Raw genomic sequence first — 17328 nt, 5'->3', positions numbered from 1 at the left:
AAAACTTTTTTAAATCATATAACTGAAACTGTGAACTGTGACTGAAAACTAATTACTGAATTCCTTCAGAAGTCATTGTTACACGTTTCATTGTTCCGTCTTTATTGTAATATAATTTATCAACACAGACTGATCTTCTAAAACTTCCTCCGTCTGGCTGTATTGCTCCGTTGTGATAAATAAAATACGACTGTCCTTTAAAATCAATTATTGACTGGTGGTTTGTGTTGCTGTTTCCTGCTAATTCATTCAAAATTCCTTTGAATTCCCACGGGCCGGTAATGGACTTGCTCATAGCGTAGGCAATTTTCTCCGGAAACTGATAGGCATAGGATAAATAATACCACTTTTTATGTTTATGAATCCAGGGTGCTTCGGTGAAATTTGGTAAATCAATTGTTTGGATTGGTCCGTATAATTCGGTCATGTTTTCTTTTAACTTGGCATAATGGCAAACGGTATTTCCCCAAAATAAATAGGCCTGACCATCATCATCAATATAAACAGTCGGATCGATATCGTCCCAGCTTATTTGGGTATGAGTTGTCATGTCATTTGTAATTAACGCTTTTCCTAAAATATCTGAAAAAGGTCCGGTGGGACTATCTGAAACCGCAATACCAATTGCTTTTCCGTCAATTGTACCATGAGAAACTGTTACATACCAATAGAATTTTCCGTTTCTTTCAATTACCTGTGAGGCCCATGCATCTCCTTTTGCCCATGCAAAATCGGTTACTTTTAAAGGCACCGGATGAGATTCCCACTTTTTCATATCTGAAGAAGAATACACCACCCATTCGTTCATTTTATAAAAATGAAAATCTTTTGATGCTTCGTCATGGCCTGCATACAAATAGACTTTGTCTTTGTAAACCAATGCAGCAGGATCTCCTGTATATTGATCTTTAATAATGGGATTATTAAATTTGGTTGGGTCAATTTGTGCGACTGCTTTTGTGCAGGACACAATCAAAACTAAAAATGACAGGCATTTAATTAGGTTCTTCATTATGGTTAATTTGGTATTTCTTTGATATTACAATTCCTTTTTTAAACACATCGAAACATAGAATCTTTGTTTAAAAAAAGGCGTTTCACTTTTTAAAGTCACATAACTATGTATTTTGATGCGAGTGAAACGACTTTAACACTTTGTAAAACTATGTATCTATGTGTTTTTTTTTCACACAAATTCAGCAGATTTTTTTTCTAATCTTTTAACCTCAGACCAAATCTTGATTCTTTTTTCTTGATTCGATAATTCTATTTGTTAAGTTAATTTACTTTTTTACCCCAAACCGGTAATCCGGCAGTTGTTAATCCTGCATAACTGATAGTCACTTTTCTGGTAGCTGCTTCCCAATCCCAGGCATCACTTACTTTGCATTTTATACCATTTACGGTTAATGTCTTAGCAGTGCTGTCATACGACCAGGTACCTGTAGCAGCTCCGCTGACTTTTTTATCAGCGGTTAAATATATAGTTACTGATTTTTGAATAGCTGCATATTGGTAATTCATGGTGATTTGTTCCCATGTTCCAATAAAAGAGGCTTCTGTAATAGTTGTTTCCGGTATAGCCGCATATCTTTCAGCATCCACTACAGGCCAGCCGTCTTCTGTCCATTTTATGGCACGAACATGCCCCATCATAATAGCATTTGACGCGTTTATTCCGGGTACATCTTTTGGCAAACGAGCCTGTGATGCATAAAACCATTGTTTGGTGTCCGGGTTTTGGAAAACAGAACAGTGAGAAAAACCCACCCATCCGGTATGATTATTAAAACCATAAGGATGCGTAAGCATTGGCCAGCAATCTGCTCCGTTCGTTACATTAGCACCGTTTATCCCTAAGAAAGGACCCGTAATGCTTTTGGAACGGCAAACCCTTGTATTGTAAGGAACTTCCAAACCATCATAAGCAAGGAAAAGATAATAATACTGCGTATCCGGATTGTATATAATTTCAGGTCCTTCAGAAGCCTGCCAACGACTTGTGGCACTTCTGGAAGCTATACGGGTTCCGTAATCACTTAAGGTTTTCAACTGATTTGGTTTTCCGGTTGCCGGATTCAATTTTAATAATGCAATTCCAGAATGCCAGGAACCATAAATTAAGTATTGATCTCCCTCAGGAGTTTCTATAAACGTTGGGTCGATAGCATTGAATTTGAAATAAGCATTTTCCCAAACCTTGTTCCCTGTAAAAGAATATGGTTTTACGCCATCAGGTTCTGAGCATACTACCATTCCTTTGTCTACCCATACATTTGTAGCTAAATCGTCAGATTCCGCCAATCCGATAAAAGCTCTTTCTGACCATGACGTTTCAAAACTAGTTCCTACAATTGGTTCATCAACGACAATACTATAATACATTCTGTACTTGCTGCCTACTTTTTTTACAAACGGTGCCCAATAACCATATCTTGGATTTTCAATTGCAGGCAAAGCAGGAACCATTCGGGCTCTTTTATTGTTCAAAGAATCTTTTACCCAGGCAGGAACTGTAGCCATTGCCGATCCCATATATTCCCATGTCACAAGGTTTTTAGAACGTCTGTAAGGAAAATGCCCGTGTCCGTCATGTGCATTCCCATAAGAAGCATCGGTTTGATACATATAATAGTATTCACCGGATTTTTCGACTGAAGGATCGTGAACGTTGGCTAAATTCCATTGTGCCCTGCTACTCCAGGAAGAAATTGAGCTATAATTATCCGCATAAGTAGGTCCCGGAAAAGCTGGAGGAACAACTACAGGAGGATCAACAACCACCGGCGGATCTGTTTCTTCAGTTGCAGGATCATCACTTGAGCAGCTTACTACAGCAAGAGCAAATAAAAAGAACCCTATGTATGAAGTAATTTTTAAAATGGAATTTGATTTTTTCATTTTTTTTATCTTTTATTTTCCTTCTAAAACAACAACTGAGAAAGGAGGAATAGTGATTTCTAATTTTCCTTTTTTGTTTTCGAAACCTTTAAAAACGGTTGGAATAATTTTATTTGGTGTATTGAATGAATTGTAATCTTGTAGTTTGGCTGATGTAATTACCATTCCTGTGAAGTTTTTAACTCCAAGATCTTTAACATCAATCTCTATTTTATTTTTATTTTTTGCATCCACATTTACTAACGAAATATGAATCGCTCCACTTTTATCTTTTGAAGCCGAAGCCGATACTGCAGGAAGTGTTTCCCCATTAACCGTATACAAAGGCGATTGAAAACTTACCGGTAATAATTTGGCATCCTGATGAACAGCATACATTTTCATAACATGATACGTTGGCGTTGTAATCATTTTAGCTTTATCAGTAAGAATTACAGCTTGTAAAACATTAACACACTGTGCCAAATTTGCCATTTGAACCCTATCTGCGTGATTGTTAAAAATATTAAGTGTTGATCCTGCCAGAACAGCATCTCTCATTGTATTTTGCTGATACAAAAATCCTGGGTTCGTTCCTTTTTCTACTTCATACCAACCACCCCATTCGTCAACCATCATAGCTACTTTTTTCTCAGGATCGTATTTGTCCATTATGGCCGAATGTTTCGTAACAAGCTCTTCCATTTTTAAAGCAGATTGCATTGTTTTGAAATATTGCTCTTCGCTAAAATCAACTCCATCACCTTTTTTATTCCAATTAATTACAGCATAATGATGAACACCAACTCCGCCTAACATATTAAGTGGAATGTTTTTCATTAAAACTTCTGTCCAGTTATAATCTGCACTGTTTGATCCTGATGCAATACGGGTAATACCTCCAGTGTTTTCCCAATCCGACATGAAAGTGGCAAATTTGCGGTATTCTCCGGCATAATATTCGGCCGTCATATTTCCTCCACAACCCCATGCTTCATTTCCTATTCCCCAGAATTTAACTTTCCATGGCTCTGTTCTGCCATTCTTTTTACGCAAATCACTCATCGGGCTTTTACCGCTAAAGTTGGTATACTGAACCCAGTCTGCTAATTCCTGAACGGTGCCACTTCCTACATTTCCAGACAAGTACGGTTCTGTCCCCAAAAGTTCACACATATTCAGGAAATCATGTGTCCCAAAACTATTATCTTCGGTTACACCACCCCACCATTTGTTTACAATAGTTGGTCTTTGTTCCTGCGGCCCAATTCCGTCTTTCCAGTGGTACGTATCGGCAAAACAACCACCCGGCCATCTTAAATTTGGTATTTTTAATTCTTTTAAAGCTGCAATGATATCATTTCGTACTCCTTTAGTATTTGGTATTTTTGAAGTATCACCTACAAAAAAACCTCCATAAATACAGCGTCCTAAATGTTCAGCAAAATGGCCGTAGATGTTTTTGTTGATGTTTGGAGCTTTGTCATCATTTTTTAATGTGATAACAGTCGTTTCTTTTTGTGCGAAAGTAATTTGATTACAAAATGTAAAAACAAATAGAATTAAAAAGGTTTTTTTCATAAGTAGTGATTTTATTGATTTTTATCGGTCATATCTAATTCGCATATCGTCATTATCAGTTAATTACCAATCTTCGGTCAATGCTCATTCATGATATAGATAAGTTATAAAGAGGAAAATTAATAAACTTTCCTCTTTATATTAATTTTAGTATGTAAGTGTTGGCCAGCCTCCTGACCATGTAAAATAAACAATTTCCATTTTTGGATTTCCGTTGTCAGCTTTGTTATAATAGTGGACAGCTCCTTTTTGGGTTCCGGTAATTCTGGATAAATGACCAGGCCCGATATAATTCCCCTGAGAGGCAAGAACCGTAGTTCCGCCGCCATTTCTTAGTGATACTCCATTTTTATCCGTAAAAGGTCCAAACGGACTTGTAGAACGACCTACTACAATATAATAGGTACTGTTTATTCCATTACAGCAACTGCCACGGTTAACGAACATATAATAGTAATTGCCCTCCTTAACCAAACAAGGAGCTTCCCATGAAGCGCTGTTTCCACCAGCTACAACTGTTCTTGTTCCGGTTGGTTTTCCTGTTGAAGGATTAATCTGTACTACTCCAATTCCGGCATGCCAGGAACCATAGGCCATATAAACGTTACTTCCGTCTACTAAAATAGAAGCGTCAATTGCATTTACATCCGAAGCAGAATTAGAAGAAACCACCACTCCTCTGTCTGTCCAGGTCGTTCCTGCACTTTGAGAAATTGATGGAGCTGTTACTAATCCAATTACCGAAGTGGCAGATCCAAAAGTAGAGCAGGAGTAATACATATTCCATCTGTTATTGAACCAAGCTACATCCGGAGCCCAGAAATTTTTGCCAAACCCCGACACATATCCTTTTATCCAGCTTGGAGTAGCCGTAAATACAGATGTTCCCCATGTCCAATTTACTAAATCTCTGCTGTAAGTCATTGGAATATTATCGCCGGTAGTAAAAACATAATAGTTAACACCGCTTTTTACGATTGTGCTGGGATCATGTGAAGGTACATTTCCGGCTACCGTTTTGGCAGTTAAATTTTTAATTTGAGAATCCTGAGACACAGCGACTGCTTCCTCAGTTGAAGGGACAAGGTCATCATTTTGACAACTTACCAATAATACTGCTAATAAAACCAAACTTGAAAATGTCTTCATTGTTTTAAATTTTTAGTTACTATTAAATTCTACTTCTCTTGTATTCTATGCTTTTTAAAAAACATAATATCACATAGCAATTTTAAGCAGCCATATGATATTATGCTATCTAACTAATTCAAGAAATATTAATAGCTTTCATTCTGAGTTATTGGAAACTCGTTTGTGTCAATCTCTAATTGAGGGATTGGGAAATATTCTCTTCCTATAGCATATGAATTAAACTCAGCATCTCTTGATTTCAACCATGTTAATTTAGCCTCATCCTCTAGCCATCCCCAACGGCGAATATCATCAAAACGGTGTCCTTCAAGAGCAAATTCTAAAAATCTTTCATGACCAATTTGTTCTTTCATTTGTGTTTGTGACATGTTTGGCTTTGTTGTTGCTAAATTTGGCAGATTAACTCTATCTCTTACCATTTGAATATAAGTATAAGCACCCGGAGTGTCTCCTGTTTCGTTTAAGCATTCTGCATACATTAAAAGGATATCCGCATAACGTAGTAAACGCTCATTGATTCCTGAACGCCAATCCATTTCGTTTGCAAATGCACCGTCTCCATTTTCATACTTTCTACAATAAATGTCATTTAAATCTGCCGGAGAGCTTGCATATTGCACTTCAAATGTAGTTTGATAGATAGGTGTTGCTCCTCCTGGTTTTCTATAAAAAATAGTAGCATCTAAACGTGGATCAAGATCACCAGTTTTGGTTTTTTCCTCTTGAAATTCATTTAATAATGTAAATGTTGGCTGTGCATCAGTAAAACCAAATGCTCTGGGGCCATAAGTAATAGCTCTGGCAGAAGTTTTTCCCCAATCTGCAACAGGAATACCTCCCCAACTTAAACCAACACCACCTACTTCTCTACTCATTTGAACTTCAAAAAGTGATTCTGAGTTGTTTTCATTTGTATCTGTAAAATTATCCTTATAGTTTGCCACCAATGAATAAATTCCTAAATCAATGACTTTTTTAAATGTATCTCTCGCATTTGGAAAGTCTTTTGTAAATAAATATGCTTTTCCTAAATAGCCTAATGCTGCACCCTTAGTAGCACGTCCTAATCCACTTCCTGCTTCTACAGTTGTGTCTATACCTGAGATCCCTGCATAAGTTGGCGGCAATAATTCTGCTGCTGCTTTAAAATCAGCAATAACCTGCTCCCAGCCTTCTGCCTGAGTTTTTTGCGGATGATATACTGACAAGTCTAAAGGAATTGGCACATTTTTAAACATGTTAACAAGATGGAAAAGATACAATCCTCTTAAAAAATAGGCCTGCCCTAAAATTCTGTTTTTAAGTGCTTCATCAGTAAAATTAATATCTGGCACCCTTAATAAAACCTGATTAGCACGATTAATTCCCTGATAATATTCTCTAAACGCCCATCCATAAATTGCAGGATCTGAAACATTCGAATTAAAATAACCTACATTTTTCATAGATCCCCAAGGACTGTTGCTACGCATATCATCTCCTTTTAAATCCAACAAAATTGGAGAACTTCTCATGTATGTACCTTCGTTAATCAAACTACTATATGCAGCATTTAAACCTTTCAAAGCATCTTCATCCGTTTTCCAAAATGACTCTGATGAAATTTCATTAGGATTAACTTGTTCTAAATCTTCATCCTTTACACAACTTACAGTTGCAAAAGCTATAGAAAGAAATAAAATTAAATATTTTATATTTTTATTTTTCATATGTGTATATGTTAAATTCTGTTTTTAAAAATTAGCCTGAACCCCTAAAGAAATTGTTCTTGGATTAGGAAAAGATCCACCATCATAACCTCTTGACAATAAACCATCATTACTATTAAAATCAGGATCATAACCTCTATAATCCGTTATAGTAAACAAGTTTTGCCCGTTCGCATATAGTCTAATCTTTTGTATAACTTTACTATTCGCAAGTGGTACTGAATATCCAATCTCAAAATTTTGCAATCTCATATAATCCCCTTTTTCTATAAATCGGTTAGAATCCCTTCTGTTTCCATTAGGGTCTCCAATAATTGGTCTAGGAACATTGGTATTTGTATGGGTAGGTGTCCAGTAATTTAATTCATCTGTATGATGATTTCCATAATCTCCAGCCATCAAATTGCGATACATTCCGTTGAATACTTTATTTCCGCCGGCACCCTGAAACATGAATGATGTATCCCAGTTTTTGTACTGTGCATCAAAATTGAACCCAAAATTATATTTAGGAATAGTTACACCCTGATAAACTCTGTCTTTATCATTAATTATACCGTCAGCTGCATCAAATTTACCGTCACCATCAGTATCTACCGTTAGCTGGTCTTTGAATTTTATATCTCCAATACCTGCATTGGTCTGTGTTGCAGATGTTGCAATTTCTCCAGCAGTTTGAAAGATACCTGCAGTTTCATAACCATAAATTTCACCCACAGAGCGACCTACTTCTGTTTTTGAAGCTGCTCCATAAATAGGTAAATTAGTTTTACCTAAACCTAAGACTTTGTTTTTTAAGAAACTTATATTACCTGAAACACCATATTTAAATGCACGGTCATTGTTTCTGTATGATGCAGTCAACTCTAATCCTCTGTTTTCTATTGAGGCTGCGTTTGTTTCAATGTCTGGGTTTGCAAATCCATTATCTGCATACGAAATAGAGCCTGTTGAATAAGGAATAGGGAAATTAATTAGTAAATCCGTTGATTTTTTAATGTAATATTCTCCTGTAAATTGTAATTTATTATCAAAGAACGCCAGGTCTACCGCCACGTTTGTTGTAGCTGTTGTTTCCCAACTAATGTCAGGATCTGTTGTTCTTACTGAAGTTGTACCATTTGCCAATTTACCATTAAAATTGTAAGCCGAAAAACTATTAAGAGTCGATGCATAGGCATATAGACCAATGGTATTGTTACCTAATTCTCCATAACCTCCTCTTAATTTAATCGTGTTAAACCACGTTGGCAGATGCAGGAATTTTTCATTGCTCAATTTCCATGCTCCGGAAATACCATAAAAATTACCTGTATTATTTTCCGGTGCAAATTTTGAAGATTTATCCTGTCTGAAATTTCCAGTGATAAAATATAAATCATTATAGCTGTAATTTAACCTCCCAATATAAGACTTTGCCCTTTCTTTACTATAATATTCTCCAGCAGAAATACCATTTGTTGCCGTAGCATATTGTATTTCAGCTATTGTTCCGGTTGGGTAACCAACACCTCTTGACCAATGATTATAAAAATCAGTTTTTTGTTGAACATATCCTAACAAGGCATCTATTTTATGATTTCCTAAAGTAATATCATAAGTAAGAAGATTGTCTAAAATTGTTTTTGTTAAATTTGAATTAGAGACATCCAATGAAGCTTCCAATGCTTCAGTCACATAATACCATCCTAAATCACTTTGAGGCTGATATCTTCTGTTTTGAACATCTACTCTGTCAAAACTTCCGGCAAGTTTATATTTCAACCCTTTAAACAATTCAAGCTGAAACCAAAGATTTCCAAGAATATGATTTCTTTTAGTCGTATTGTCTATTAAATTATTAAAGCCTATAACATTCATAGATATCGCTCTTTGTATTGCATTATCTGTTCCACCATATCCTCCTAATCTGTTACTGTCGTAAACAGGCATAGTAGGTATTGCTCCTAACAAATCGCTAATCGGAGATTGTCCCGCAATATATTCGTTAAAGGAAGCCTTATTTGCTTGAGTATATGCAACTTTTGTCCCGTAACTAAATATTCCTTTTTTACCATTTAAATTCAAATCTGTTGAAATTCGCTCATAATCCTGTGGCGTTTCTATATACCCTTTGTTTTTAAAATAGTCTACGTTCATACTATAACCCATGCCTTCTGTACCACCGTTAACATTCAGAGCAGTATTTTGAATTGTACCCGTTTTAAAAGCAACATCTTGCCAGTCAGTATCAACATTAGTGATATAAGCTGGACTCGCTGGATCATTTCCTGGAGCAACAGTTATACCTAAGTTTTTCTCTGCAGCACTCGTAATTTGCTGGTATTGTTCTCTATTGGTTAACGACCATTTTTTAGCAACGTTTTGCACACCAAACAGTGTTTTAAAACCAATGTTTAATTTACCGCCCGCTTTTCCTTTTTTTGTTGTTATAATTACAACACCATTAGCACCACGAACTCCATAAATTGCAGCTGCAGAAGCATCTTTTAATATCTGCATGGATTCAATATCTCCAGGGGCAAAATCATAAGGATCATCAACAAGAATTCCATCAATAATAAATAAAGGGTTATTATTTTTAAAAGATGATATTCCTCTAATTTTAATATTTACAAATCCTCCTGGTTCTCCTGATGACTGAACAGTAACTCCTGCTGCCTGACCCTGAAGCATCTTTGCCACATCATAAGAAATTGTTTTTTTAGCATCATCCACATTTACGACACTTACAGATCCTGTTAAATCCGATTTCTTTTGTGTTCCGTATCCAATTACTACTACTTCATTTAATTTATTAGTGTCTTCTCCCAATTCTGCATTTATTTGTGATTGGCTTCCAACACTGATTTCCTTATTTTGAAATCCTATAAACGAAAAAACCAATACATCACTTGGTAATGCTTTAATGGAATACTGTCCATCAAACCCGGTTGTGGTTACTGTTTTGGTTCCTTTTATCATAATGTTCACTCCAGGCAAAGGTAGTTTGTCCTGTGCCGAAGTAACAATTCCGCTAATCTCTTTGCCCTGAGCTGACATAAGATTAATAGAAAATACTAGCATACATACTGCGAATAGCCATTGTTTTTTTGGCAATAGAAAATTGCAGTAAAAAAATAATTTTTGGTTTGTTATCATACTGGTTTTTTTAAGTTAGTTAGTGTTAATTATAAGTGTTAATTTTACATTTGTAAATTTAAACAAAAAAAACAACCAAAAACAAATTAATATCATAAAAAAAGTGAATAAAAAAAATACATATCGTAATTTAAGTGTTAAATCAACATTTAAAATTTGGATTTTTTTTCAAAAAAAGGATGTTTTAATGATTATATTTGTTATAAATCTACACTTTCCACTAAAAACCTACTTTTTAAGCAAAAAAACAGTTGTTAAAAAAAAGTTATCGATAATCAATTTTTGACCTGCTAAAATTCAATAATTCACACTTTTGAAGTAAAAAACCTACTTTGTTAAGTTAATATTTATTTAAAATATATTTTTTATACGTAATAAAACAATCCCTTTTTAGCGTAAAAAGATTTAGTTGTACTTTTGCATCTTGTAAGCCGAAGTAAAATTATTGATTACACGAAATCTATAACACTATTATTAAGTGTAAAATCAACATTAATAAAATTATGAAACCTATTAGGAAGTTTATATATTTACCAATAAAATATAAAATATGCTAAACAGTTATAGCTCTGCAGATAAGGTTTTATTAGCTGTAGATTGCATCATTTTTGGATTCGACCATCAGGGGCTAAAAATACTTTTGATCAAAAGGGACTTCGAACCTGAAAAAGGAAAATGGTCTTTAATTGGAGGATTTTTAAAACGTGACGAAGTACTAGACGATGCTGCCATTCGAATTTTAAATACCTATACAGGGCTACACGATATCTATATGGAACAGTTGCATGCCTATAGTGAAATAGATCGTGATCCTGTAGACAGAACTATTTCTGTTTCTTATTATGCCCTAATCAATATTGAAAATCATAATGAAGAATTGATTAAAAATTATCATGCAGAATGGTTTAGCATAGCTGATGCGCCAAATCTTATTTTTGACCACAACGAAATGGTGCAGCACGCTATTAGAAGATTACGTTACAGAACTTCTATAAAACCAATTGGCTTTGAATTATTACCTGAAAAATTCACCATGCGTCAATTATTAGAATTATATGAGGCTATTTTAAGTAAGGAATTAGACAAACGTAACTTTATCAGTAAAATTAATTCTTTGGAAATTTTAAATAAACTGGACGAAAAAGACATGCAGTCTTCCAGAAAGGGATCGTACCTATATACATTCAACAAAGAAAAATACCAAGAAAAATTACTACACGATTTTGTACTGAATTTATAAAATTTTTGTTAAAAGATTAAATCGATTTATATATCATCTTCTAAAGCAAAACCCTGAAATCCACAAAATTTCAGGGTTTTTACTTCAATAAAACTACTATTAAAACGAAACTAATTATTCTCTTATTTAAAATTTAGCTATTTCCTTTTTGATAATCTGCCAAAAAAGCAGCTAAACCAATATCTGTTAATGGATGTTTCAATAATCCTTCGATCGCACTCAAAGGTCCTGTAATAACATCTGATCCTGTTTTTGCACAATTGATAACATGCATTACATTTCGAACGGAAGCCGCCAATATTTGAGTTTCAAAACCATAATTATCATAAATTAACCTGATTTCTTCAATCAAATTCATCCCATCTGTTGAAATATCATCTAATCGACCAATGAAAGGTGACACATAAGTTGCACCTGCTTTTGCTGCCAATAAGGCCTGTCCGGATGAAAATACCAAAGTACAATTGGTTCTGATTCCCTTATTTGAAAAATATTTAATGGCTTTTACACCATCTTTTATCATTGGTATTTTTACCACAATTTGCGGATGCAGGGCAGCCAGTTTTTCACCTTCGGCAATCATTCCTTCAAAATCTGTTGAAATAACTTCTGCACTTACATCACCCTCAACCAATTCACAAATTTTTATATAGTGATCCAGAATATTTTGGGCTCCAGAAATTCCTTCCTTTGCCATTAATGACGGATTTGTAGTAACACCATCTAAAACCCCTAAATCATTGGCTTCTTTAATATCTTTTAAGTTTGCTGTATCTATAAAAAATTTCATTTCTCTTTTTTATTTTAATGAATTAAAAATTGTTCTCTTTTAAATAATGACTGATTTGTTCTGCTGCATTTTTACTCGTAAAACCAAATTTTTCATCCAGAACTGATGCCGGAGCTGAATATCCAAAATGATCCAATCCGAAAACTTTACCGTTGTTTCCAACCAGACTTTCCAGATTCACAGGAAGCCCTGCCGTAAGTCCAAAAACCAGTCCGTTTGTTGGAATTACACTTTCTTGATATTCTTTTGACTGTGATCTGAAGAGTCCTTCTGAGATTATCGAGGCTACATTTATTTTGATATTTATTGTTTTTTCAAGTTCAGCAGCTGCATCGATTAATGTTGCCACTTCAGATCCGTTGGCGATTAGGGTAATATCTGGATTTTGAATTTCTTTAACCAGGTATCCTCCTTTTTTGGCTTTGCCTGCTTCTTCAAATCTTGAAGTTCCAAGAGTTGGGATGTCTTTAATATCCTGTCTGGAAAGAATCAGTCCCGTTGGAGTTTTCTTATTCTCCAGTGCCATCTGCCAGGCAACAGAAGTTTCGATTGCATCTGCCGGACGTAATGCTAATAAACTTTGGTCTCCCGAATGGTTTTTGATTTTTTCCAACAACCTGATCTGTGCTTCCTGTTCAATAGGCTGATGCGTTGGTCCGTCTTCGCCTACGCGGAAAGAATCATGCGTCCAGACATACTTTACCGGAAGTTCCTGAATCGCTGCCAGACGAATGGCTGGTTTCATATAATCTGAGAATACGAAAAATGTTGCTACAACAGGAATTACGCCTCCGTGTAGTGCGATTCCGTTAGCGATTGCCGCCATTGTCAATTCAGCCACTCCAGCCTGCAGGAATGCTCCACTGAAATTATTCTTTTTTAAAACGGATGATTTTTTTAAAAAACCGTCTGTTTTATCACTATTTGATAAATCGGCAGAAGATACGATCATGTTTTCTACATTTTCTGCTAAATATCCTAAAACAGCCGCCGATGCATCACGTGTGGCTGCATTTGGTTTTTGAACAATACTGCTAAAATCTAAGTCAGGTAAATCTCCAGAGAAAAACTGTTGGATTTTTTGTGCCAGGGCAGGATTTTGTTTTTCCCAGTCCGCAATTTTTGATCTCCTGTCTGCAGATTCTTTTCTTTTTTTATCAATAATCGCAGTATACTGTGCTGCAACTTCTTTATATACAGCGAATGAATCTTGTGTGTTGGCACCTAAATTTTGCAGTGTCTTATTAAAATCGGCTTTGGTAGCGCCAATGGGTTTACCGTGCAGTTCGCATTTTCCTTCATACTTGGTTCCATCAGCAGTTACAGAGCCTTTGCCCATTATGGTTCTGCCAATAATCAGGGTTGGTCTTTCTGTTTCGTTATTGGCATCAGTAAGCGCTTTACGAATTTGATCATGGTTATTTCCATCTATCGTCATCACTTTCCATCCCCAGGATTCATATTTCATTGCAGTATTTTCATTGGTAACCTCATCAGTCATCGATGAAAGCTGCACATCATTAGAATCATAAAACATAATAAAGTTATTCAGTCCTAAATGTCCTGCGATACGCCCAGCCCCTTGTGAAATTTCTTCCTGTACGCCGCCATCTGTAATATAACTATAAATTTTATGGCTGAACAGATTATCAAATCGTGCTGATAGAAACTTCGCTGCAATAGCTGCTCCAACTCCCATTGCATGACCCTGACCCAAAGGTCCGGAGGTATTTTCGACACCTCTTTTTACATCAATTTCGGGATGTCCCGGCGTAGCAGAACCCCATTGCCTGAAATTCTCTAAATCTGATTTTTCATAATTACCAAGCAAATAATACTGTGCATACATCAAAGCCGAAAGATGTCCAGCATCCATAAAAAAACGATCCCTGAAAATCCAGTGCATATCTGTTGGGTCGTATTTTAAAAATTCGCTATATAAAACATGCATAAAATCAGCTCCTCCCATCGGACCTCCTGGGTGGCCTGAATTGGCTTTTTCTACCATTGAGATCGACAAAGCACGTATGTTATCTGCTGCTAATTGGTCTATTTTGTTGTTCATTTTCTAAAGCTTTTTTGGGTAATGATTTTTGTGGTTTTTAGTTAGAGTTTTTTCAATTTACAAATACTAGTTTAAACAGAAAGAATTCTAAAAACAATCGGCAAAAACAAATTAAAAAATAAGTGTAAAATTTACATTTACAAATGTATGTAAAATAATTTCATAAAAGCAAAAAATATTTTGTTTATTTTTTTAGCCAATTTTTTAATTATTTTATAATGAGATATGAAATAAAATATAATTTATCCAACAGAATAAGCAAATGATTAAATCAGACGATCTGCTTTAATAGAACGTGTTGGACATAAACATATAGAAATGTCTAATGTTTTTAAGATCTTTATTCTGATTTGATAACTTCGGTTTTAAAGTTATCTAAATTTGTTAATTGAAATATACAATCCTGAATAAGTTCTGAAAACGGAATGGTAGAATTATTGTTTAATTAAAAATAATCTCTTTAATTTTTTTTCGGATCGCCGCTTTATAATCTTTAGGATAGGTTCTGACTCCCATAAAAATATCTGTCATCGCATTTGATAAAAAAGGACCATATTTTTTGGCAATAAAATTGCGTAATATTCTTTTTGTATAGAAAATTTTCGACAAAATCACACCCGATTTTATTTCTGTTAAAATGCTGTTTTCTAATTTTTCGTGATACAATTCTGAAGACCTTACCGGATCAAGTTTACCTTCGATAATGGATTGTGCAGCTAAAACCCCGCTTAATATGGCATTTGAAATACCCTCTGCAAGAACAGGATCGGCAAATCCTGCTGAGTCACCAATTAAAAAAACATTTTTTTGAAAAAAAGTATCCGTTCTTGGAGAAACAGGAATCATAAATCCATGAGCGTCTTCGCTTGTAATTTCTGTAATTCCTAAAACTTTTAAATATTCCGCATAATGTTTTTTCAAATCAATCTTTTGTTTTGTTTTAATTAAAACACACACACCAACAGATAAATGATTTTTTTTAGGAAAACACCAGGCATAACCATACGGAATGGCATCTATATCGAAACGGACGTTTTTTGATAATCTTGCAAAATCGGCCAAAGGAACTTCTATCTCATATTCTAAAGCAGGAATGACAGTTCGGGTTTCTTTCCATCCAGCCATTTTAGCTATCGGGCTTAATGCACCATCTGCGGCAATAATAAATTTTGCCTGTATATCTCCATCGGAAGTATGAAGTGTTTGGATCTCTCCAAAAGTAATATCTGTAACTTTATGGTTTTGTAAAAGAGTAACACCATTTTTTTTTGCTTTTTCTACAATCAGATTATCGAAAGCATCCCGCATAATCATGCTAATTATGGGTTTGTCTCTTTTTGTTGTAAGTTTGATGTTTGTGTTTGAAAAATAAGTATCTACTTCATGAAATTCTTTTTCAACAACAGATGAAATATCAAAAGGAATGTTTTTTCTACCTCTATGAACTAAACCACCACCGCAAGTTTTGTATCTGGGCAGCGTTTCTTTTTCAATTATGACAGTTGTAATTCCGTTTTTCGATAATTCAAAAGCTGCAGAAGCTCCGGCTGGACCACTTCCAATGATGGCAACATCAAATACTTTCATTTTTTTTTTTCCAAAACTAAAATAAACATTGTAAAAAACAAAATATTGATTGCTTCTGATTGTAGTTAAACCCGTTATTTAATTTAAAAAAAATTCGAACAGTCCATCAAATCCTAAAGTGAATTTCTCATAATTAAAGAACACTTGTTTTCTATTTGTTCCTTTTTTCCTTTAAGAACCATCTCTGCCAGAATTTTTCCCATAGCTTCAAAATGGGTTGAAATAGTAGTAATTCCGTGCGCAACTACTTTTTTCAGAGGGGTTTCATTATAGGAAATAATACCAAAATCAGTTCCTAATTTCAGGTTGTGATTTCTGGCTTCTTCAATTACGCCAACCAGATCACGATCATTTGGAATAACATATAAATCTCCTATTGCGATTTCATGATCGGTAAATTGACTAATAATTTCGTAATCAAAATGATGTTCGGTGCAAAAATTTTCGAATCCGGTTTTCATTCCTAACGGCTCTCTGAATCCGGGAAAAATTAAGATCAATTTATTGTATTTACTTAGCCTTAATCTTCCTTTGTAAAGTCCTTCAAAAATATCCTTTTGATGATTTTGATAAATGGCAGGATAGGATTTCAAGTCCGAATTTGTCTGATCTAAAATAATTACTTCATTTACTGGTAGGGTTTTTATAGAATCAACTATACCGATTAAGTTGGTTGGCATGATAATATATTTGGTATAATTTCCATTACTGTCATTGATTAGTTTTTTAAAAACCGGAACATTAAAATGATGAAAAAAAATGTCTACCTGAACATTTTTACCAATATTTTTTAAAAATGAATTATAAATGTCTTCTTTAAAAATATTAAGTTCATCAAAAAGCAAAAAAATCTTCTGTTTGATACTGGTTTCAACACTTTTAAGATAATAGCCTTTGCCAGGAATTGCATAAATTATCCCTCGTTTTTTAAGCTCATCATATGCCTGCAGCACGGTATCACGTGATAAGGAGAAAGCCAGACAGACCTTGTTTACAGAAGGAAGCCTCTCACCTTTTTTCAGCTTCTCTTCATCAATTGCTTTTTCAACTGAAAGAATTATCTGCTTATATTTTGGCAGACCAAGATTATTTTGAATAGAAATGATGCTCATAAAAAAGATTTTTTTTGCAATATACAAAAACTGGTAGGTACTGGTATACAACAACCTAAAATAAATATAAT

11 protein-coding genes are annotated in these 17328 nt (G+C 34.7%); 1 reads left to right on the top strand and 10 read right to left on the bottom strand.

Annotated features, from left to right (window positions below):
• Positions 1 to 52 precede the first annotated feature (52 nt).
• From ACEN2I_RS14540 to ACEN2I_RS14515, 6 genes are all read right to left on the bottom strand, one after another.
• On the bottom strand, positions 53 to 1012 hold the full coding sequence (locus ACEN2I_RS14540; RefSeq protein WP_441766822.1) for a glycoside hydrolase family 43 protein: 960 nt from the start codon (positions 1010 to 1012) through the stop codon (positions 53 to 55).
• Between the two features lie 266 nt (positions 1013 to 1278).
• Positions 1279 to 2901: an arabinan endo-1,5-alpha-L-arabinosidase gene (locus ACEN2I_RS14535; protein ID WP_441766821.1), complete on the bottom strand. Its 1623-nt coding sequence runs from the start codon at positions 2899 to 2901 to the stop codon at positions 1279 to 1281.
• A gap of 12 nt (positions 2902 to 2913) precedes the next feature.
• Positions 2914 to 4461 (bottom strand): alpha-N-arabinofuranosidase, encoded by a 1548-nt coding sequence (locus ACEN2I_RS14530; protein WP_441766820.1) that lies wholly within the window; start codon positions 4459 to 4461, stop codon positions 2914 to 2916.
• 147 nt (positions 4462 to 4608) lie between these two features.
• On the bottom strand, positions 4609 to 5610 hold the full coding sequence (locus ACEN2I_RS14525; RefSeq protein ID WP_441766819.1) for an arabinan endo-1,5-alpha-L-arabinosidase: 1002 nt from the start codon (positions 5608 to 5610) through the stop codon (positions 4609 to 4611).
• A 128-nt stretch (positions 5611 to 5738) separates the two neighbouring features.
• The gene (locus ACEN2I_RS14520) at positions 5739 to 7322 is read right to left on the bottom strand and encodes a RagB/SusD family nutrient uptake outer membrane protein (protein WP_441766818.1); all 1584 of its coding nucleotides are present in this window, start codon (positions 7320 to 7322) and stop codon (positions 5739 to 5741) included.
• A gap of 24 nt (positions 7323 to 7346) precedes the next feature.
• Entirely contained in the window at positions 7347 to 10388 is a 3042-nt protein-coding gene (locus ACEN2I_RS14515; RefSeq protein ID WP_441766817.1) for a SusC/RagA family TonB-linked outer membrane protein, read from the bottom strand.
• Between the two features lie 625 nt (positions 10389 to 11013).
• Here ACEN2I_RS14515 and ACEN2I_RS14510 point away from each other — a divergent pair.
• Complete coding sequence (locus tag ACEN2I_RS14510; protein ID WP_441766816.1) at positions 11014 to 11703, top strand: NUDIX hydrolase; 690 nt, start codon at positions 11014 to 11016, stop codon at positions 11701 to 11703.
• Between the two features lie 133 nt (positions 11704 to 11836).
• On the opposite strand, the gene fsa is transcribed toward ACEN2I_RS14510, so the two are convergent.
• From fsa to ACEN2I_RS14490, 4 genes are all read right to left on the bottom strand, one after another.
• On the bottom strand, positions 11837 to 12493 hold the full coding sequence (gene fsa, locus ACEN2I_RS14505) for a fructose-6-phosphate aldolase (RefSeq protein ID WP_441766815.1): 657 nt from the start codon (positions 12491 to 12493) through the stop codon (positions 11837 to 11839).
• A 22-nt stretch (positions 12494 to 12515) separates the two neighbouring features.
• Positions 12516 to 14558, bottom strand: a complete 2043-nt coding sequence (locus tag ACEN2I_RS14500) for a transketolase family protein (protein ID WP_441766814.1) — start codon at positions 14556 to 14558, stop codon at positions 12516 to 12518.
• Between the two features lie 441 nt (positions 14559 to 14999).
• On the bottom strand, positions 15000 to 16145 hold the full coding sequence (locus tag ACEN2I_RS14495) for a geranylgeranyl reductase family protein (protein ID WP_441766813.1): 1146 nt from the start codon (positions 16143 to 16145) through the stop codon (positions 15000 to 15002).
• A gap of 113 nt (positions 16146 to 16258) precedes the next feature.
• Complete coding sequence (locus tag ACEN2I_RS14490) at positions 16259 to 17257, bottom strand: GntR family transcriptional regulator (RefSeq protein ID WP_441766812.1); 999 nt, start codon at positions 17255 to 17257, stop codon at positions 16259 to 16261.
• Between the last annotated feature and the right edge of the window lie 71 nt (positions 17258 to 17328).

Origin of the sequence: Flavobacterium sp. W22_SRS_FK3 (assembly GCF_052113665.1) — a bacterium.
GTDB lineage: Bacteria > Bacteroidota > Bacteroidia > Flavobacteriales > Flavobacteriaceae > Flavobacterium.
This window is presented reverse-complemented; position numbering and strand designations above follow the sequence as displayed.

Bases quoted from the DNA above. Each gene is read 5' to 3' on its own strand.
- ACEN2I_RS14515 (WP_441766817.1), bottom strand. From the start codon at position 10,388: ATGCTAGTATTTTCTATTAATCTTATGTCAGCTCAGGGCAAAGAGATT.
- ACEN2I_RS14520 (WP_441766818.1), bottom strand. From the start codon at position 7,322: ATGAAAAATAAAAATATAAAATATTTAATTTTATTTCTTTCTATAGCT.
- ACEN2I_RS14500 (WP_441766814.1), bottom strand. From the start codon at position 14,558: ATGAACAACAAAATAGACCAATTAGCAGCAGATAACATACGTGCTTTG.
- ACEN2I_RS14540 (WP_441766822.1), bottom strand. From the start codon at position 1,012: ATGAAGAACCTAATTAAATGCCTGTCATTTTTAGTTTTGATTGTGTCC.
- ACEN2I_RS14510 (WP_441766816.1), top strand. From the start codon at position 11,014: ATGCTAAACAGTTATAGCTCTGCAGATAAGGTTTTATTAGCTGTAGAT.
- ACEN2I_RS14530 (WP_441766820.1), bottom strand. From the start codon at position 4,461: ATGAAAAAAACCTTTTTAATTCTATTTGTTTTTACATTTTGTAATCAA.
- ACEN2I_RS14525 (WP_441766819.1), bottom strand. From the start codon at position 5,610: ATGAAGACATTTTCAAGTTTGGTTTTATTAGCAGTATTATTGGTAAGT.
- ACEN2I_RS14495 (WP_441766813.1), bottom strand. From the start codon at position 16,145: ATGAAAGTATTTGATGTTGCCATCATTGGAAGTGGTCCAGCCGGAGCT.
- fsa (WP_441766815.1), bottom strand. From the start codon at position 12,493: ATGAAATTTTTTATAGATACAGCAAACTTAAAAGATATTAAAGAAGCC.
- ACEN2I_RS14490 (WP_441766812.1), bottom strand. From the start codon at position 17,257: ATGAGCATCATTTCTATTCAAAATAATCTTGGTCTGCCAAAATATAAG.
- ACEN2I_RS14535 (WP_441766821.1), bottom strand. From the start codon at position 2,901: ATGAAAAAATCAAATTCCATTTTAAAAATTACTTCATACATAGGGTTC.